An 18424-nucleotide genomic window follows, 5' to 3' on the forward strand; every position below is an offset into this window, starting at 1 on the left:
ATGTTAATTGCAAGTATAAGTTTAATTGTTATTGCTGTAGCTTTAATTGTCATTTCCTTTTTCGTTACGGACAAGTTTTCGGAGCTGGAAAAAGAAATGGAGCAGCTTTCATTCGATGTTGTTCAAGATAAGTATAAGCTTGAAAGAAAAATGAAAGTACTAGAAGAGGAATTACTAGGCGGGCCTTCCCCAATACATAAGAAAAAAAACAAAAAGGGAGCCTCTCTTAATTCAGTAAGTGATGAGGACGTTGCCATTTCCCTGTATCAAAAGGGATATTCCCCTTCCCAGATTTCACAATTTACCTCTACCTCTATCGAAAAAATTGAGCAAATTCTAAATGGTGCTAATGTAAAAAGGAATGTTGCAAATGAGAACTAATTTACGTGCATTTGCAATCGGAATACTTTTTGCTACAGGAGTAATGGGAGTTGCCTACTCTATCGTTAGTGCAAACACGGGAACACTAAATGATGAATCCGTGAAAGCCTATGCAGAGGAAAATAATCTTACAGTATTAACACGGGAAGAATACAACGAGCTTTTACCACCTGCTGAGCCTAAGAAAGAAACAAAGACTGAAACTAAAGAACCAAAAGACAGTGATAAAGAGAAACAAGAAGCTTCAAAAGAGCAAAAACAAGAGGAAGAAGCGAACGAACCATTTGAAGTCGTTATTCCAGATGGGATGGCTACCTACGAAATCACGGCCTTACTTGCTGAAAAAGGAATCATTAATGATGACAAAGAGTTCGACAAGTTTTTAGAAGACCGCGGAATTGCAACAAAAGTCCGTTCTGGTACATTTATGCTTAAAAAAGGAATGAGTTATCAAGAAGCGGTAGATGTATTGATAAAATAGAACAAAAAAAGAGCATCTCCACTAAACGGGAGGATGCTCTTTTTTTCCTTAACAACAATCATTATCCTTCATACCCAGTAACACAAGGCCTTTTCCTTGTGAGGTTTCCTGAACATCTAGTACAAGGTCTGTGGTCATGCTTTCAATTTTCGAATCAATTGCCACTTTTATTTCATTTATGGTTTCCATTTTATCATCTGCTTTTGCCTCATCCAGAGACAATCCTAATTGTGGGCTTCCTCAGCCCCAGCCTGCAAAATAAACCCGTATATTGCTTGCCCCGTTTTCACGCAGGACACTATGGAGAACGTCTCTTGCTTCGTTTGATATCTTCACAACGAATCACCTACCTTGTTCATGTTAGTGTTTTTTGTACATTTTTTGTAGCACATTTTTTAATTCAGGCTTCACGTTAATGACCGGACGAATGGAAGTTACAAGCTGTTCTGCCTCCTCCACAGTACTAGCCTTCCCTGAGTGAAGTAGCATACCCATTGCGACCGTTCCTGTTCTGTTTCGGCCACCGGAACAATGGAAATATACTTTCTTTCCATCCTGTTTCGCCCTCATCACGTATTCAATGGCTGCTTTCACAGATTCTTCCTGTTGTTCCGCATTATCCACTATTGGCATATGGATCCTAGGGAGATTATCTTTCACCATATCCGTTTCGGCACGCAAATCAATGATAACATCTAATCCTTCCATTGTGTGTGCTTCTTGTACTTGATTCGCACCGCCAATATAGACATTGTCCATTAATAATTGATAGTTTTTTTCCATTGTCATGCTTTTCACTCCTTAAAGAAGGTTCTCATTTTCCCACGGTAGAATTGCGCATTTATCTTTTGTACCCTTTACTCTTTGTATCCATGTTAGCTCCTGCTTTCCTCTACCGGATAATACTTTGTCTTGCGTTTTTGTCACAGCAAAACTCTGATTAATAATCCACCAACGGGGCGTTATGCCTGCACGCTCTAGATCAGCATGTAACCTTTCGGCTTCTAATACTGGTGTTGCCTCAGGTAAAGTAACAATTAAGACCGCTGTTTCTTTCGCATTACGAAGACGAGGAAGAAGATTTTGCACTTCTTTTGAAATCTCCCCAGTAGAACGTAACAATTCCTTTTGATAGGACTGGGCAGCGTCAAGCAACAGCAAGGTATGACCAGTTGGCGCAGTATCAATAATCACCACTTCTTCGTCTGCTTGTCCCACTATGTTTGCGAATTTCTGAAACACAGCTATTTCTTCTGTACAAGGAGAGTTTAAATCTTCCTCAAGGTATGCAAGTTGTTCCTCCTTTAACCCGTCTCCAGCTTGTTCTAAGACATGCTTTTTATACGCTTCCACTTCTTTCTTAGGATCCACTTTACTGACCGTTAACTGATGCTTTAAGGTTCTATTCTTTAATGCATGCTCCAAATGAGCAGCTGGATCCGTTGTCGTAAGATGGACTTTCACATCTTTTTCCGCAAGTTTCATTGCTAGCTTAGCTGCAAGTGTTGTCTTTCCTACGCCACCCTTGCCCATCGTGAATACTACACGTAGATTTTGCTCCATAACATCCGCTACCACTTGATCAAAGTCAGCAAGTTCTGTAAGTAATCCCGAGATTTCCTGATTAGGATTGTCCACTTGTATCGTTTTTCCATTTAACCAAGCCTTTAACGAGGTGGTGCCAGTTAAGGAATACGAAATATAAGGCAGGTACGTTATGGGAAAATCTTCAAAAGTTTTTCGTGCCATGCTCCATGCTTGTTGCTGTTTCTCATAAAAGCTCATGGATACTTCATCACCTTTGACCGATTCTTTCAATATACCATTAACAATCAGCTGTTGATTTTGAAGACCTATTGCTTTCAATTCTTTTGAGGCACGTGCTGCTTCCAATATTGGCGATTCATCAGGACGTGTGACAAGGAACAATTGAGTTTGTAATGGATTAGATAATGCCTTTACTGTTTGCTCGTACAATTCCTTCTTGGCTCCAAGTCCTGAAAGTGGTCCTAAGCAAGAAGCGCCATGCGTGCTTTCTTCCAAAAAATTATTCCATGCGCTCGGTAAAGAAAGCAGTCTAAGTGTATGTCCAGTTGGAGCCGTATCAAATATAATCACGTCAAATTGTTCTGTTATTTCTTTTTCCGTTAGTAACGTTGAAAATTGGTCAAAGGCAGCAATTTCGACCGAACAGGCACCAGATAGCTGTTCCTCCATAGTCGCTAATACCGATTCAGGAAGTTTACCCTTATAAGGACCAATTACTTTTTCCCTGTAGTCTCTTGCCGCCTCGTCAGGATCAAGATTACATGCAAATAGTCCTTTTACACCTGGCACCTCGGCGATTTCATTCGTCAATTCCGTTTCAAACACATCCTGCAGGTTAGAAGCAGGGTCTGTGCTCACTATAAGTACTCTTTTTCCTTCGTTTGCAAGAACAATAGAAGTGGCACACGCAGTGGAAGTTTTTCCTACTCCACCTTTTCCTGTAAAGAAGAGATAAGGTGTTTGTATATGTTTTAATGGTTGGAATATTGGGAGCATAAAGCCCGACCTCCTAGTTTATTGTGTTTAACGTGATATTCAGCTTTTTCTTCGGTTTTTCATGCGTAAGCTCTTCTTCTTTTAACCCGGTCCATTCTGCAAACTCATTATTTGTGGGATACTCTGCTATTTTTTTCACCTCACCATCACAAAGTACGATTGGAAGACAATCTGGCCCTTTTTCCATTAAGAGATTATTCACCTTTTCGTAAGTGACAAACGGCTCTGGTTCAGCTCCTAAATTATAGCGTGTAATCTCCAAGCCTTTTTGTTGAATGGTAAAGATAGCACTTGCCACTCTTGTTAATTCCGGATCTACGCTAGGTCCACACACACCTGTTGCACAACACATTGCAGGATCAAAAATTTCAATTTTTGCCATTGTTCTATCTCCTTTCGAATATAGGAAAAAGCCGAGTTATGATGCACTCGGCTATTTTTATTATTTTCCAGTCTCTGCAAACATCTTAATTCTGTCGCCGATTTCATCACGCACGCGTTGGAAGAACTTCCATTTCTCTTCTTCTGTTCCTTCTGCTTTTGCTGGATCATCAAACCCCCAATGTACTCTCTCTTTATTTGGAGGAGTAGCTGGACAAACATCTGCAGCATGACCGCAAAGAGTTACGACTAGATCCGCTTTTTTCAAAATTTCTGCATCAATCATGTCAGAAGTTTGGTTCGTGATGTCTACATCCACTTCATTCATAGCTTTTACTGCATTTGGGTTTACTCCGTGTGCTTCAATTCCTGCTGAATACACATCCCATTCGTCACTTAAATATTTTTTCCCCCAGCCTTCTGCCATTTGGCTACGGCAGGAATTCCCCGTGCATAAGAAATAAATTGTTTTTTTAGCCATGTTGAAAAACTCCTTTATGATGTAGTATTTTAATGTTTAACCTATTATTAAAAGCCAGAAATACAGGCCTAATAGCGTAATGAATAGGGTGGGAATAGTAAGAATGATACCAACCTTAAAATAGTATCCCCAACTTATTTTTACACCTTTAAGACTTAATACATGTAACCATAGTAGTGTAGCTAGAGATCCTATAGGTGTAATTTTTGGACCAAGGTCTGAACCTATGACATTTGCATAAATCAAAGCTTCGCGAAGTGTTCCGGAAGTAGCAGTATCTTTAATTGCCAGTGCATCAATCATGACTGTTGGCATATTATTCATGAAGGACGACAGAACTGCGGCTATGAATCCCATGGATATGGTTGCCACAAAGAGTCCTTCATCTGCTGCCATTTGGATGACATCTGTTAATAGATTTGTCAAACCTACATTTCGCAGGCCATACACTACCACGTACATTCCAATGGAGAAGAATACGATTGCCCATGGTGCCCCTTTTAGAATCTGTTTCGTATGAATAGCCGGGCTTTTTCTGCTTATTAAAAGAAAGATAACAGCAACAGAAGCCGCAATGAACGAAACAGGAATGCCCGCAAATTCACTGGCAAAATATCCTACAAGAAGAACGGCAAGTACAACCCATGATAGCTTGAACAGCTTTCCATCTTTTATCGCTTCACCAGGTTTTTTTAATACTGACAAATCATAATTTTCCGGGATGCTCTTACGGAAAAACAAGTAAAGCACCACAATACTGGCACCTAGTGCAAAGAAGTTCGGAATAATCATCCTTGATGCATATTCAACAAACCCGATGTCAAAAAAGTCTGCAGAAACGATGTTCACCAAGTTACTTACTACTAATGGTAACGACGTGGTGTCAGCGATAAATCCACTTGCCATGATGAATGGCAAAATCATTTTTTCTTTGAACTGTAAATTCCTCACCATGGCAAGTACGATTGGTGTCAAGATAAGTGCCGCTCCATCATTAGCAAAGAAAGCAGCAACTACTGCTCCTAGCAGCGTAATATAAATAAACATTCTTACGCCGCTTCCCTTTGCAAAACGTGCCATGTGTAACGCTGACCATTCAAAGAATCCTACCTCATCCAAAATGAGGGATATTATAATCAATGCCACAAACGTTAAAGTTGCATTCCACACAATGCTTGTCACATCAATAACATCCGTATAAGTAACCACTCCAAAAAGTAAGGCTAGCAGCGCTCCTCCACAAGCTGACCATCCAATTGACAATCCTTTAGGCTGCCAGATAACAAATATTAATGTAAGTAAAAAAATCACAGATGCCAAAATTATATCCAGCAAGAAAATACCCCCTTAACAACAAGTAATTCTAAGTCCTTTTTCCTCAAGCTCCTTTACCTTCTCATCTAGTGAAGGAACATGCATTAAAATAGCCGTAATTAATGCATAGTGTGGATGCTCTGTATTGATGGAATACATAATCCACTGCCCTTTTCGTGATTCTTTTACAAGCCCTACTTCTTTTAGCTTTTTAACATGTTGGCTGATGGAGGGCTGACTCATTTGAAAAATCTCGACAAACTCACATACACAGCAATCATGATCTTGTAACAGCGTTAGCATAGACAATCTAGTTTTGTCACCCAAAATTTTTAATGTCAATGCCGCTTCGTCCATCTTCAATATTTGTTGCATACCAGCACCTACCTTTGGAAAAGATAATCATATAAACAACTACTTATATAATAATATGCTTATATAATAAAACACTTATATGTTTACTTGCAAGCATTCTTTCGTAAATTTTTCGTAAAGGAAATTTGCGAAGTTATCAGTCAATTGATATAATTATATTGAAAACGCTTCCAAAATCATATGAGTGAGAAAGGTGATGCTGTGTTATGATGGATTATCAGTACAGACGACGAGCTTTTCAGAACCTGCATGTGGAAAAAGAAGAAGCAGTAACAGATTTTAAACAGAAAGTGAAAAAATCCAAATCCATGCTGGCATCTATAGCGGCATTCTTTTCTATATTTCATCACACCCCATGATAGTACTCGTTAAATTTTAAAAAAACGGAACCGACAATCGGTTCCGTTTTTCTAATGGTTATATTCGCAAACTTTGTTGCTATTGCGTACAGTTAAAACACCTCTATCAACGTTTGTGTCGTGCTCTTTTTCGTGGAGGTAGTTTAAACATGTGGCATTTTTTCTTTACATAATGATTGGAAAAAGCTTTCTAAATTAATGGCCTGACGTGACAGTAAGACCTATTCTTTTAACAAGTGCTTGGCTATCATCATTCAAACCTACAATAGTTACATTCTTCCCTAGTCTTTGGTATTTCTGTACTGTTTTTGCAATTGCCGTAACAGCAGATTGATCCCACACATGAGAGTTACTGAAATCAATGACAATTTCTTTTGGATCATGGTTATAGTCAAATAAATCTACAAAGTGACTCATCGTGCCAAAAAACATTTGTCCATTAATTTTGTAATGCATTTTTTCATCAATCAACGTCATCGTTGCTTTTATTTTGGCCATTTTCCATCCAAAGATAAGCGCACTGAGGACAACTCCAGCTGCCACACCTTTTGCAAGGTCATGAGTGTAAACGACAATGGCAACTGTTACGATCATGACAACTGCATCTGCACGTGGTGTTTTATGAAGTTCACGCAAGGACTGCCAGTCAAAAGTACCGATGGACACCATAATCATTACTCCAACAAGCGCTGCCATCGGAATTTGAACGACAACATCTCCTAAAACCATGATTAAAAACAATAGGAATGTTCCTGCGACTAATGCAGAAAGTCTTCCTCGTCCACCAGATTTTACGTTAATTACTGATTGCCCTATCATCGCACAACCAGCCATCCCACCGAAGAATCCAGTTACTACGTTTGCGATTCCTTGGCCCTTCATTTCGCGGTTTTTATTACTCTTTGTGTCTGTCATTTCATCAACAATCGTTGCCGTTAGTAATGACTCAAGATTACCAACAATAGCAAGTGTGAAAGCATATGGCAAAATAATCATGAACGTTTCCCAAGAAAGCTCCACCATTGGGAGATGAAATACAGGTAATGCTCTTTTAATTTCCCCCATATCTCCTACCGTATTAAGCCCATAACCTCCACCGAAAATGACGATGGCCGTAATGACGATTATGGCAAATAGTGCAGAAGGAATTGCTTTTGTAAAACGAGGAAGAATATAGATAATGGCAAGCGTTGCTGCTACAAAAGCATACATTACCCAAGTAGCTCCAACGAATTGTTCCAGCTGAGCCATAAATATTAAAATAGCTAAAGCATTAACAAAGCCAATGATGACAGCTTGAGGTAGAAAGGATAAATATTTCCCAAGCTTAAACATACCCATTAGAATTTGAATAATACCTGTAAGTACCGTTGCAGCAAAAAGATACTCTAACCCATGATCTGCCACAAGTGTTACCATCAATAGTGCCATTGCACCTGTAGCTGCTGAAATCATTCCTGGTCTACCACCGGTAAAAGCGATGATCACCGCAATACAAAAGGATGCGTATAGTCCAACCATCGGATCTACTCCTGCAATGATAGAAAAGGCAATTGCTTCAGGGATAAGAGCCAATGCAACGGTCATTCCTGAAAGTACGTCTCCACGTACATTCCCAAACCATTCTTGTTTTAAGTTTGCTACGTTCATAGCACACCTCTTTCTCTGTTATTTAGTTTTGTGACTTTCTACTCTCAAGAAAGTCGGGTCCGTTTGCAACAGGATGAATCATAACATATATTATGGAAGCTGAAAATCTTTCTGAAAACGGAAACAAAACCATTTATCTCTCTCTATCTTCTTCTTTCTTTGTTTTTCGCCTTTTTTCGCACCTTCTTCAAATATTAAACAAAAAAATCCGACCTAGTCATTAGGCCGGATATCTTTAATATCAGTCATTTAATTCATAGTGACTGCCTTTTACAAGGTAGAAAATATTTTCTGAGATGTTTGTCGTGTGATCAGCCATACGTTCAATGTATCGACAAATAAAGCTCAGCTGCGTAATCTCTGGAATCATATCAGGGTGATCTTTTGTTAGTTGCAGAAGCTCACGGATATTTTGCCCGTAAAGTTCATCCACCTGATCGTCCATATCGGCAACTTTTTTTGCTAATACGATATCTTCATCGTAATAAGCTTTTAATGCTAGCGAAAGCATCTCCGTGGCGATACTATGCATTTTTTCGATTTTCTCAATGGATTTTAAAGGTTGTGCATTTTTTCCAATTCGAATGGTTGACTTTGCAATGTTCACAGCAAAATCAGCAATACGCTCTACATCTGTAGAAATTTTTATCGCAACAAAAATTCTGCGAAGGTCGATGGCAACTGGCTGTTGCTTAGCAATGAGGAGAATTGCAAAATCATTTATTTCTTCATCTAAACGATCTGCTTTGTTATCTTCCTCAATGATTTGTAATGCTAAATCGACATTTTTATTTGTTAATGCATTAATTGATTTTCCCATTGCAACTTCAGCTAAGCTTCCAAGCTCAAGTAATTTATCTCTTAATGTTTCCAAGTCTACATGAAATTGACGTGCTACCACCCTACTCTTCCTCTCTATTGGTTATTATCCGAAACGACCAGTGATATAATCTTCTGTTCGTTTATCAGATGGGTTAGAAAACAGTTTATCTGTTGCTGTGTATTCTACTACCTCACCATTTAAGAAGAAGGCAGTACGATCGGAAATACGGGCAGCTTGTTGCATGTTGTGAGTTACAATGACAATGCTATAATCTTTCTTCAATTCCTGAACAAGCTCTTCTACTTTTAACGTGGAGATTGGATCAAGAGCAGATGTTGGTTCATCCATTAAAATGACATCTGGTTCAATCGCTAAGCAACGTGCAATACAAATACGTTGCTGTTGCCCGCCGGAAAGCCCATACGCATTTTCTTTTAAGCGGTCCTTTACTTCATCCCAAATAGCTGCTCCACGCAAACTCTTTTCAACAATTTCATCTAGAACTTTCTTATTGCGGATACCATGAATTCGTGGTCCGTAAGCAATATTATCATAGATGGACTTAGGAAATGGGTTTGGCTTTTGGAAGACCATTCCCACATTGGTACGCAATTCTTCCACCTTATACGATTTAGATAGAATGTTCTTGTCTCTATATAAAATTTCTCCAGAAATTCTCACGATTGGTACAAGCTCAACCATTCGATTTAACGTTTTAATATAAGTGGACTTACCGCAACCGGATGGCCCAATTATGGCTGTTACTTCATTTTCATAAATAGGGAGATTAATGTTTTTTAACGCAAGATTTTCTCCGTACCATAAATTCAAATCTTTTGTATTGTAAACAATCTTTTTATCTGTTGGAGTTGTGTTAGTTGAAGAAGCATCGCTCTTCTGATTACGTTCAATTGTTAAAGGTTGCATAAATGACTCCTCCTCTTGAATTAAAATCTTCTTTGAAATTTATTTCGGATAATAACTGCGATTGAGTTCATGATCAGTAAAATCAATAGAAGAACTACAATCGTAGCAGCTGCTAAATTCGCATATTCTGAAACTAAAGCAGCGTCAATTGTCCAATAATAAATTTGCATAGGTAATACCGTAAATTTATCAAAAATTCCATCTGGTAGTGGAATTAACAATGCTGGAATTCCGAGAACAACAAGTGGAGCTGTTTCACCGATAGCACGAGACAACGCGAGAATCACACCTGTTAAAATTCCTGGTATTGATGCTGGTAAGACAATATTTTTTATTGTTTGCCATTTTGTTGCACCCATTCCATAGGATGCTTCACGCAAATATCCAGGTACGGAACGAATCGCTTCTTGACTTGCCACTACCACTATTGGTAATACAAGTAAAGCCATTGTAAGACCACCCGCAAGAACGATGTTTCCAAGGCCAGCTGCTCTGACGAAAATAGTCAATCCTAAAATACCAAATACAATGGAAGGAACACCTGCAAGGTTAGAAATATTCATTTGAAGGAAACGTTGCAGACGACCTTTCTTCGCGTATTCTTCTAAATAGATTGCCGTTCCAACGCCAAGAAACAACGTGATTGGTGCCACAACTAGCATCAGCCAGAGTGTCCCCATAATGGCACCCATAATTCCTGCTCGATCAGCCATTGTTGATAATTTACCTGTAATAAATTGAAGATCAATCCAACCCATACTTTGTGAAATAACACGGTAGAATAAGATAACTAGAACAACAAGTCCAATTAATATTGCTGCTGTGAACAAGAATTTGGCAGCATTATTGATGGATAATCTTGAATTCATTTTCTTCTGTACTTGTGCTGCATCAACATACTTCATCTTAATATTCCTCCCTATACTTGCGAGAGATATACTGAGCGATTAAGTTCATAATTAAGGTAAATACAAATAATGTCATCGCAACAGCATACAAGCTGTAATATAAAGTTGAACCAGCTGGTGCATCTCCCCCGGTTACTTCCACAATGTAAGCAGTCATTGTTTGCATCGATTGTGTAACGTCAAACGTAAAGTTCTTTGTACTTCCACTTGCAATCGTGACAATCATCGTTTCCCCGATTGCACGGGAAATAGCAAGAACGAATGAAGCGACGATTCCAGACATAGCTGCAGGAACGATTACTTTCCACGCTACTTCTAATCTAGTAGATCCAAGAGCTAATGCTCCTTCTCTCATGGAATTCGGAACAGAACTCATTGCATCTTCAGATAAAGAAGCAACCATCGGAATAATCATAATTCCCATCACTATTCCCGGACTGAGGATATTAGTAGGTTCCAAAGTAGGAATTATCTTTTGTAGAACTGGTGTAACAAAAGTAAAGGCGAAGAATCCATATACAATCGTCGGAATTCCTGCTAAAACTTCTAAAACTGGCTTTAATACTCGTCGAACCTTATCTGAGGCATATTCACTTAAATAAATAGCAGACATCAAACCAATTGGAATAGCAACCAGCATCGCTATTATAGAAGAGATTAATGTACCCGTTAATAAAGGTAATACCCCAAATTGAGCATTTTCACCCAATGGTTTTAAGGTAGTTCCTGTAAAAAAGTCAAGGAATGGTATTCTTTTAAAGAATTCCACTGTTTCAAATAACAAAGTGAAAACAATACCAATGGTTGTAAATATTGATATTGTTGCAATTACTAAAAGAAATTTTGGTACAAGTGCTTCAATAAGTCTATTTGAGTTAAGAGTCGATTTATTTTTTTTAATCATCTCTCTTACACTTGTGCTAGCCTTTTGATTAGCCAAAGTTGAAAACCCCTTTCATCCTACACCCAAACTATAAACAGAGAGAAGATGAGCAGCCCGAAGCTCCTCATCCTCTAATATGTCTTACTTTAATCCTTCAAGCTCTTCTACTGCAGATTTAATTTCTTCATCTGTTAAAGGAGCAAACCCAGTTTCACTTGCTACTTGTTGTGCATTATTCATTGTGTAGATGGCATAGTCTAAAACTTGTGGTTTTTCTTTTGCCATAGCCTTATTCAAGTATGTGTATACTGGACGAGTGAAATTAGCATAATCGCCATCTTCAGCAATTGTATCTAGAGAAGGTTCAACAGGTCCGTTTCCAAAATCAACCTTTACAGCAGTTAATTTATCTGTGTTGCTTGCATAGTAACCATAACCAAAGAATCCAATTGCATTTTTATCTTTAGAAACAAGATCAACTAGTGTGGAGTATTCTTGTTGTAAGTTAATACCATCCGCTAAGTCTTTCTCTTCTAAAATCTTTTCCCAGAAGAATTCGTATGTTCCGTGGTTTTCGTTTGGACCATAAGTTTTAATTGGCTCATCTGGAAATTCAGGACGTACATCAGACCATTTTTTCTTGTTTCCTTCAGCTAAGAAGATATCAATGATTTCTTGTTCTGTTAATTCTTGAGCCCAGTCATTTTCTTTATTTATAACGATGGTTAAACCATCAAGAGCAACCTTCATTTCGTGAACATCCAAGCCAAGCTCTTCCGCTTGTGCTTTTTCCTCGTCTTTAATCGTACGAGAAGCGTTGTTAAAATCTGTTCCGTTTTCTGTTAAGAATTTCTTAAATCCTGCAGAAGTACCTGCACGGCTCACTTCTACGGATACACCTTCTTGTGCTTCCGTCATGTATTTCTCTGCCATTAGAGACATGAATGGAAATACTGTTCCAGATCCATCAATAACGACACTACCTTCAAGTTCTTTGCCTTCTTCAGCAGCAGTACCTTCTGTAGATCCTTCGTTACCACCGTTGTTAGCATTTCCACATGCTGCAGCGAAAACCGCAAGAGATGCTACGATAGCTAGTAATAAAAAACGTTTAAAGCTTTTCATTTCATAATTCCCCCTAAGGATTTTGTTTTTGATGTTTCTGTTTATCTTGCCCTACGAATTATAGAATATAACCTGTGTGTTAATTCCGTATGAATCAATTGTAAAGGTTTTGTAAATGTCGAATAAAAGAACAAATGCGCAATGCGCCCGTTTTGCGACGTACAAACTGGACTGAGCCGTATGAGATAAAGAAAACACGAAGAGCGGAAGCGATTCGATGTTGCCTTATCGTAAGGAGGCGAGGGAAGTTTGCTAGTCGCTGGCGCATGGAGCTGGACGTTGCTACTTTTGTTCCAGATATCCACAGACATATTATTTATAATTTCCTAATCAATCAAAAAAACCGAAAGCCAATTAGTTGCTGGCTTTCGGTTAGAAGTTCTGTTAATCGGTATCTTCGTCAGTTTCATCTGTTTCTTCTTCTGTATTCTGGTCTTCTAGTTTCGGTTGACCTTTGTCTCTTTTATCCTTCAGTTCAAAGTACGCTTCCATTAGGGCATCGCCTATTCGTGTACTCACCCCACCTGTAACGCTAAAGTCAGTAGAAGCATTAGGAACCATAATTGCATAAGCAATTTCAGGATTATCATATGGAGCATAGCCTACTAGGTTAAAGTTAAGTGTATCCACTCCAGAAATACGGGCTTCTGCTGTACCGGATTTTCCAGCAGGCTTATATTCCTTTGCCTTTGAACTACTCGCCGTACCTCTCGTACCATGATATACCCGTTTGAACCCTTCTTGAACATGTTTAATTTGTGCATCTGTCATTGCGATTCGGTTAAGAACTTCTGGTTGAAAAGGTTTCACCATTTTTCCTAACCCTTCTTCATTGCTTGGCTCTCTAATTTCTCTAACAAGCTGCGGTTTCATTCGGTAGCCACCATTTGCAATAGTAGAAACATATTGAGCAAGTTGTAAAGTGGTATAGGTATCGTACTGTCCAATGGATAAGTCGAGAAAAAGACCAGGTAAGCTTTTTTCAGAACCTTGAACACCAGAAGATTCTCTCGGTAAATCAATTCCAGTTTCCACTCCAAGACCAAATTGTGCTAGGTAACCTCTGAACGTATCATACGCATCAGGTGGAATGTACAACGGTTGCCTTGGTTGATAATTAGCACCTGCAATTGCCATTGCAATTCGGAACATATACACGTTTGAGGACCTTTCAAGTGCCGTTAGATCTGGAATACTGCCCATATTTGTATAGGATGCTTTCCTTAAAGCATCGTCTCCTCTTCCTAAATAAAGAGGGGTATCATAAAAATAACTTCCCGGTGAAATTACTCCGTGCTGATAACCCGACAATACCGTAGCACCCTTCACCGTTGATCCTGGTTCGTAAGCTTCTTGAATAGCACCTAACGCATGGTCATACATTTTCAGTTGGCCATCTTCTTCATCTTTTACTAATTGCTTACCCGCCAAGGAAAGAACTTCGCCGGTTTGTGGATTCATCACTACTACAAATGCTCTTGTTAAAAATCTAGCCTTTGCACCTTGCTCCGCTCTAGTTTGGTAAATAGCATCAATTAATATCTCTTCTACTTTTTGTTGAAATTCCATATCAACTGATAATACTAAATCCTTGCCTCGCTGACCGTCAAAGACCTTTTCCTGCCTTAATAGGTTACCTGCTGTATCTGTGATATTGCGAACTCTCGCCTTTTGTCCTTGAAGCACATTTTCGTACTGTGCTTCAATCTGACTAATTCCTACACGATCGTTTCGACTATATCCTCTTGCTAAAAATTCATCTTCACGTTCTCTTGGAATTCCAGTTTCAGATGTAGAAACTTTTCCAAACACAGAACCAAGGGTACTATCAAATTGATATGACCTTACAAAATCTGTGGTTATATCCACACCTGGTAGTTCTGATAGCATTTCACTTACCATGGCGAATTCCTTCGCTGTTACGTTTTCATTCTTTACAATTTGCGGAGTAAGAGAATAGCCTTTATTAAATTCCCTGAAAATAGCCAGTACCTCTAATTCCTCTTTTGTGATTTCATTTAAGTGTTTCTCCGTAATTCTGTCGAGTTGTAATTGATAAAGCTCACTTTCTTCTATGTCTCCATCGGCTACTTTTTTACGATCTTCCTTTGTGATAAGAGCTGCTGCTTCTTCTTTTCTAGTTAATATCCAATAATCTTTTTTATCACGTTCTTGAATCTTTTCTGTGTCCATTGTAATTACTTCAGAAAGCTTTTTAGCGACTTCTAGCTGTTCTTGTGCAGAAGTAGATTGCATTCTTGTATATGTAATTGCATTTAAAGGGGTATTATCCACTACTACATTGTGATTTCGATCGAAAATCTTCCCTCTTGGCACAAGCGTGTTTACCGTGACATTTTCTGTTCTGTCCACTTCTTTGCGGTAATCCTCACCAAAGACAATTTGCACAAATCCTAAACGGAGAATTAATGCGGAGAAAAGAAGGAAGACGGCAAAAAATAATAAGTTCAATCGCGACGGGACATAATTCTTTTTCTTCTTTTTTTGTTTCTGATTGGTCATTCCCTACACCTTTTCATCATGTATTTCCAAAAAAGGAAGAGACACCTAAGTAGAATATGTTAGGTGTCTGTGTCTTCCTTTATTGTATAAGAAAAATCGAAAAATATCTATTGATAAATAGATTAAGGTTTGGATTCCCCTTCTCCATCTCGAAAAGTTGTCACAATTGGATGAGGTTCCTCCCTAGAAGGAGAAGGAGTTGGAGTTGCATCTAAGTCGACTTTTCTCACAAACGGATAAATTAATGCATGCCCTGCTCCAATGATACACATGAGAATGGGAATACTTTTTTCGGAATCGAAGAATAGAACCGCGATTAAGAAAAGGCATATGGAAGATATTCTCCCGAAATTCAAGAAAACCTCTCTGACGACAATATATTCTATTCTCATTTCCGCTGCCTTCCAACCTCTTCCTATCACGTCATAAGTCAAGGATATATAAGGAACAAGTAACAGCGGGTAAGCAATGGCAATCGTTACTGCGTATAAAAGTAGCTTTGTATAGGTTAAGTCAAAAATCAAAAAGAAGATAGCACCATAAAGAATTAACCCTCCAGCCAAAATCGCTTTCTTTCGATATTGCTTTTTTATCAACCTTGTTGCCAGGTAATAACAAACGAAGGCTACTGCAGAATTCAACAGTCCAAAAGTCCCAAGCGCAAGCTCACTATTAGTGGTAATAAACACGAGCACCGATACAGCAAAAAGAAATGTTCCTTCCCTTAAACCTTGAAAAAAGTGAGCATCGGTGATGTAACGCCAGTTAAGGTTGTTTTTTCTTTCCATAAAAATTCGTTTTAACTCATAATTACCTTCAGCCCCACGTCTTTTCAAAAATAAACTCAAGACGACAGCTGCAAAAAACAGCCCAAGAGAAATCGTAAAGATAACGGTATATCCTGTGAACTGTTCTAAAGTAGAAATAATATAGCCAGCTGCTATTGGGCCAATCATTCCTCCAACAGAAGTCACAATCCCTAAAAATCCATTAAAGAAGTCCCTTGTTTCAGGCTCCGTAATTTCAAATGTTAACACATTAAACGCTAGCCAATAAAAGCCATACCCTATCCCAAGTATGGCGCCAAGGACCAATAAGTAGGTAGAAGCCTGCTCTCCTATAAACAAAACAAACAAATAAAAAAGTGCTAAGAAGATGACTCCCAGTCGTAGCACAATTACTCGATCAATTTTTTTGGCCCATCTGCCTGCGAGGATGAAGGTTAACGGCTGGAACACAACAATGGCTAGGTTGTAAAGTCCCAAGTCGCTAAATTCTCCTGATTGCTTCCATAAATAAACATTTACAAAGGTATTGGATAAGGCGATGCTAAGGGAGTAAAGTCCACCGATAATTAAGAGTAACAGCAGGTCTTTATTTACTTCCACATCACCAATAAGTTTTTTAAGTGCTGCCATATGACCCCGCTCCTTTATCTACGTTTATTGTGGCTTTTAGGAGCGAGAGTTATGTAAAAAAAGAAAAAACCCTCGCCATTAAAGACGAGAGTTTTTTACCATTATTATTTTGCTTCGTTATAAAGCTTGCCAACAACATCCCAGTTTACAACATTGTAAAATGCGTTGATGTAATCAGGACGGCGGTTTTGATAATTTAGGTAGTAAGCATGCTCCCAAACGTCAAGACCTAGAACTGGCGTTTTGCCTTCCATTAATGGATTGTCTTGGTTTGGAGTGCTCATAATTTCAAGCTCACCATTGTTTACCACTAACCAAGCCCAACCAGAACCAAAACGAGTAGCAGCTGCTTTAGAGAACTCTTCTTTGAAGTTGTCATAGCTACCAAATTTGCTTGTAATAGCGTCCGCTAGTTCTCCAGTTGGAGCAGATGCACCACCAGGAGTTAGGATGTTCCAGAACAAGCTATGGTTCGCATGGCCACCACCGTGGTTACGTACTGGAGTTTTGATGCTCTCAGGAACTGCATCCATGTTAGAGATTAACTCTTCCACACTTTTGCCTTGAAGATCTGTATGACCTTCTAACGCCGCGTTGATTCCAGTAACATATGTGTTATGGTGCTTAGTGTGATGAATGTTCATTGTTTCTTTGTCAATGTGAGGCTCTAATGCATCATAAGCATAAGGTAATTGTGGTAATTCGTATGCCATAATTAACTCCTCCTAATTTGTTATGTAAGTTTCAGAATCATAAGAAACATCGTTCTAATGACCTGTATTTTCAGATTACCAAAACTTGCACAATCTTTCAATAAATCTGCATGAATGATTTATATTGATAATTCCTGAGATAAACGATACATGCTTTCATCGATATGGTGGGGCATTGCAAACACTTCATCAAAGGAATAGTCAACAAGTTGATTTTTTTCCATTCCCACCGCTCGACCTGCTTTTCCGTTCATTAATAACTCTACGGCATGACCACCCATTCTGCTTGCAAGTACTCTGTCAAAAGCAGTTGGTGTTCCGCCTCTTTGAATATGGCCTAGTACAGACACACGAGTATCAAGATTTGTTTCCTTTTCAATCAATTTGGCAAAATCCATTCCATTACTTACTCCCTCTGCAAGAACAATAATGGTATGTTTCTTTCCACGTTTTTGCCCACTTTTAATTCTTCCTACTACGTCTTCTAGCTTAAAGTCAATTTCAGGAATGATGATGGTTTCTGCTCCTCCTGCTAGACCTGCCCAAAGTGCAATATCACCAGCGTGGCGTCCCATCACTTCAATGATAAACGTTCTTTCATGTGAGGTTGCGGTATCTCTGATCTTATCAATAGCATCAATCACCGTGTGCAGTGCGGTATTAAACCCTATTGTGTAATCTGTTCCTGGAATATCGTTATCAATCGTTCCAGGAAGACCGATGCAAGGAAAGCCGTGTTGAGTCAACTTTTGTGCCCCACGGTAAGATCCATCCCCTCCAACTACTACAAGCCCTTCTATTCCATGCCTATTCAATTGTTCGATCCCTTTTTGTTGTCCTTCTAGGGTTTTAAATTCTTCACTTCTAGCTGTATACAGCATGGTTCCGCCTCGATGAATGATGTCACCCACTGAACCGAGTTCAAGCTTTTTTATGTTGCCAGCCATCAACCCAGCATAGCCCTGATAAATTCCATACACTTGTAGGTTATGATAAATTGCTTTTCTAACAACTGCTCTTACAGCAGCATTCATACCAGGTGAATCCCCGCCACTTGTTAAAACTCCGATCTTCTTCAAAACCTTCACTCCTTTTTCCCTGTCTACCTTTGCTATTGCACAAACCTGTTACTTTTAAA

General features: G+C 38.9%; 20 protein-coding genes. 3 read left to right on the forward strand and 17 right to left on the reverse strand.

Annotated features, from left to right (window positions below; translation table 11 throughout):
* Together FIU87_RS13960 and FIU87_RS13965 are read left to right on the forward strand one after the other, a co-directional pair.
* Entirely contained in the window at window positions 1-381 is a 381-nt protein-coding gene (locus tag FIU87_RS13960) for a hypothetical protein (protein ID WP_152445155.1), read from the forward strand.
* Complete coding sequence (locus FIU87_RS13965; protein WP_152445156.1) at window positions 371-862, forward strand: MltG/YceG/YrrL family protein; 492 nt, start codon at window positions 371-373, stop codon at window positions 860-862. The genes FIU87_RS13960 and FIU87_RS13965 overlap by 11 nt, the downstream gene beginning before the upstream one ends.
* Before the next feature lie 48 nt (window positions 863-910).
* Here FIU87_RS13965 and FIU87_RS21430 read toward each other — a convergent pair whose 3' ends face one another.
* From FIU87_RS21430 to FIU87_RS14000, 7 genes are all read right to left on the reverse strand, one after another.
* Complete coding sequence (locus FIU87_RS21430) at window positions 911-1084, reverse strand: hypothetical protein (RefSeq protein WP_253905424.1); 174 nt, start codon at window positions 1082-1084, stop codon at window positions 911-913.
* A 138-nt stretch (window positions 1085-1222) separates the two neighbouring features.
* A complete protein-coding gene (locus tag FIU87_RS13975; protein ID WP_152445158.1) occupies window positions 1223-1651 on the reverse strand; it encodes a protein-tyrosine phosphatase family protein in 429 nt (142 codons plus the stop codon).
* A 12-nt stretch (window positions 1652-1663) separates the two neighbouring features.
* Window positions 1664-3406, reverse strand: coding sequence for an arsenical pump-driving ATPase (gene arsA, locus FIU87_RS13980; RefSeq protein ID WP_152445159.1), 1743 nt, complete (start codon window positions 3404-3406; stop codon window positions 1664-1666).
* Between the two features lie 13 nt (window positions 3407-3419).
* Complete coding sequence (gene arsD / locus FIU87_RS13985) at window positions 3420-3788, reverse strand: arsenite efflux transporter metallochaperone ArsD (RefSeq protein WP_152445160.1); 369 nt, start codon at window positions 3786-3788, stop codon at window positions 3420-3422.
* Between the two features lie 60 nt (window positions 3789-3848).
* On the reverse strand, window positions 3849-4268 hold the full coding sequence (arsC, locus tag FIU87_RS13990) for an arsenate reductase (thioredoxin) (RefSeq protein ID WP_152445161.1): 420 nt from the start codon (window positions 4266-4268) through the stop codon (window positions 3849-3851).
* Window positions 4269-4304: 36 nt separating this feature from the next.
* Window positions 4305-5603, reverse strand: coding sequence for an arsenic transporter (locus FIU87_RS13995; RefSeq protein ID WP_152445162.1), 1299 nt, complete (start codon window positions 5601-5603; stop codon window positions 4305-4307).
* Between the two features lie 12 nt (window positions 5604-5615).
* Entirely contained in the window at window positions 5616-5957 is a 342-nt protein-coding gene (locus FIU87_RS14000; RefSeq protein ID WP_152445163.1) for an ArsR/SmtB family transcription factor, read from the reverse strand.
* Between the two features lie 206 nt (window positions 5958-6163).
* On the opposite strand from FIU87_RS14000, the gene FIU87_RS21075 reads away from it, so the two are divergent.
* A complete protein-coding gene (locus tag FIU87_RS21075) occupies window positions 6164-6316 on the forward strand; it encodes a hypothetical protein (protein WP_172971064.1) in 153 nt (50 codons plus the stop codon).
* 195 nt (window positions 6317-6511) lie between these two features.
* Here the strand turns inward: FIU87_RS21075 and FIU87_RS14005 are convergent, their stop codons facing one another.
* The 10 genes from FIU87_RS14005 to pfkA all read right to left on the reverse strand — a co-directional run bounded on the left by FIU87_RS14005 (window position 6512) and on the right by pfkA (window position 18365).
* Entirely contained in the window at window positions 6512-7966 is a 1455-nt protein-coding gene (locus tag FIU87_RS14005; RefSeq protein WP_152445164.1) for a SulP family inorganic anion transporter, read from the reverse strand.
* Window positions 7967-8207: 241 nt separating this feature from the next.
* Window positions 8208-8867, reverse strand: coding sequence for a phosphate signaling complex protein PhoU (gene phoU / locus FIU87_RS14010; RefSeq protein WP_152445165.1), 660 nt, complete (start codon window positions 8865-8867; stop codon window positions 8208-8210).
* A gap of 24 nt (window positions 8868-8891) precedes the next feature.
* Window positions 8892-9716, reverse strand: coding sequence for a phosphate ABC transporter ATP-binding protein PstB (pstB, locus tag FIU87_RS14015; RefSeq protein WP_253905425.1), 825 nt, complete (start codon window positions 9714-9716; stop codon window positions 8892-8894).
* 20 nt (window positions 9717-9736) lie between these two features.
* Window positions 9737-10621: a phosphate ABC transporter permease PstA gene (gene pstA / locus FIU87_RS14020; RefSeq protein WP_152445166.1), complete on the reverse strand. Its 885-nt coding sequence runs from the start codon at window positions 10619-10621 to the stop codon at window positions 9737-9739.
* A gap of 1 nt (window position 10622) precedes the next feature.
* Window positions 10623-11528, reverse strand: coding sequence for a phosphate ABC transporter permease subunit PstC (pstC, locus tag FIU87_RS14025; protein ID WP_152446578.1), 906 nt, complete (start codon window positions 11526-11528; stop codon window positions 10623-10625).
* A gap of 120 nt (window positions 11529-11648) precedes the next feature.
* Window positions 11649-12632 (reverse strand): PstS family phosphate ABC transporter substrate-binding protein, encoded by a 984-nt coding sequence (locus FIU87_RS14030; RefSeq protein WP_152445167.1) that lies wholly within the window; start codon window positions 12630-12632, stop codon window positions 11649-11651.
* 384 nt (window positions 12633-13016) lie between these two features.
* Window positions 13017-15155 (reverse strand): peptidoglycan D,D-transpeptidase FtsI family protein, encoded by a 2139-nt coding sequence (locus FIU87_RS14035; protein WP_152445168.1) that lies wholly within the window; start codon window positions 15153-15155, stop codon window positions 13017-13019.
* A gap of 122 nt (window positions 15156-15277) precedes the next feature.
* Entirely contained in the window at window positions 15278-16573 is a 1296-nt protein-coding gene (locus tag FIU87_RS14040) for an MFS transporter (RefSeq protein WP_152445169.1), read from the reverse strand.
* 104 nt (window positions 16574-16677) lie between these two features.
* Window positions 16678-17286 (reverse strand): superoxide dismutase, encoded by a 609-nt coding sequence (locus tag FIU87_RS14045; protein WP_152445170.1) that lies wholly within the window; start codon window positions 17284-17286, stop codon window positions 16678-16680.
* A 119-nt stretch (window positions 17287-17405) separates the two neighbouring features.
* Window positions 17406-18365, reverse strand: a complete 960-nt coding sequence (gene pfkA / locus FIU87_RS14050; RefSeq protein WP_152445171.1) for a 6-phosphofructokinase — start codon at window positions 18363-18365, stop codon at window positions 17406-17408.
* Window positions 18366-18424 lie beyond the last annotated feature (59 nt).

It is taken from the genome of Bacillus sp. THAF10, from assembly GCF_009363695.1.
Taxonomy (GTDB): domain Bacteria; phylum Bacillota; class Bacilli; order Bacillales; family Bacillaceae_I; genus Sutcliffiella_A.

Bases quoted from the DNA above. Each gene is read 5' to 3' on its own strand.
- FIU87_RS13960 (WP_152445155.1), top strand. From the start codon at position 1: ATGTTAATTGCAAGTATAAGTTTAATTGTTATTGCTGTAGCTTTAATT.
- FIU87_RS13965 (WP_152445156.1), top strand. From the start codon at position 371: ATGAGAACTAATTTACGTGCATTTGCAATCGGAATACTTTTTGCTACA.
- FIU87_RS13975 (WP_152445158.1), bottom strand. From the start codon at position 1,651: ATGACAATGGAAAAAAACTATCAATTATTAATGGACAATGTCTATATT.
- arsA (WP_152445159.1), bottom strand. From the start codon at position 3,406: ATGCTCCCAATATTCCAACCATTAAAACATATACAAACACCTTATCTC.
- arsD (WP_152445160.1), bottom strand. From the start codon at position 3,788: ATGGCAAAAATTGAAATTTTTGATCCTGCAATGTGTTGTGCAACAGGT.
- arsC (WP_152445161.1), bottom strand. From the start codon at position 4,268: ATGGCTAAAAAAACAATTTATTTCTTATGCACGGGGAATTCCTGCCGT.
- FIU87_RS14000 (WP_152445163.1), bottom strand. From the start codon at position 5,957: ATGCAACAAATATTGAAGATGGACGAAGCGGCATTGACATTAAAAATT.
- FIU87_RS21075 (WP_172971064.1), top strand. From the start codon at position 6,164: ATGATGGATTATCAGTACAGACGACGAGCTTTTCAGAACCTGCATGTG.
- FIU87_RS14005 (WP_152445164.1), bottom strand. From the start codon at position 7,966: ATGAACGTAGCAAACTTAAAACAAGAATGGTTTGGGAATGTACGTGGA.
- pstB (WP_253905425.1), bottom strand. From the start codon at position 9,716: ATGCAACCTTTAACAATTGAACGTAATCAGAAGAGCGATGCTTCTTCA.
- pstA (WP_152445166.1), bottom strand. From the start codon at position 10,621: ATGAAGTATGTTGATGCAGCACAAGTACAGAAGAAAATGAATTCAAGA.
- pstC (WP_152446578.1), bottom strand. From the start codon at position 11,528: ATGATTAAAAAAAATAAATCGACTCTTAACTCAAATAGACTTATTGAA.
- FIU87_RS14030 (WP_152445167.1), bottom strand. From the start codon at position 12,632: ATGAAAAGCTTTAAACGTTTTTTATTACTAGCTATCGTAGCATCTCTT.
- FIU87_RS14035 (WP_152445168.1), bottom strand. From the start codon at position 15,155: ATGACCAATCAGAAACAAAAAAAGAAGAAAAAGAATTATGTCCCGTCG.
- FIU87_RS14040 (WP_152445169.1), bottom strand. From the start codon at position 16,573: ATGGCAGCACTTAAAAAACTTATTGGTGATGTGGAAGTAAATAAAGAC.
- FIU87_RS14045 (WP_152445170.1), bottom strand. From the start codon at position 17,286: ATGGCATACGAATTACCACAATTACCTTATGCTTATGATGCATTAGAG.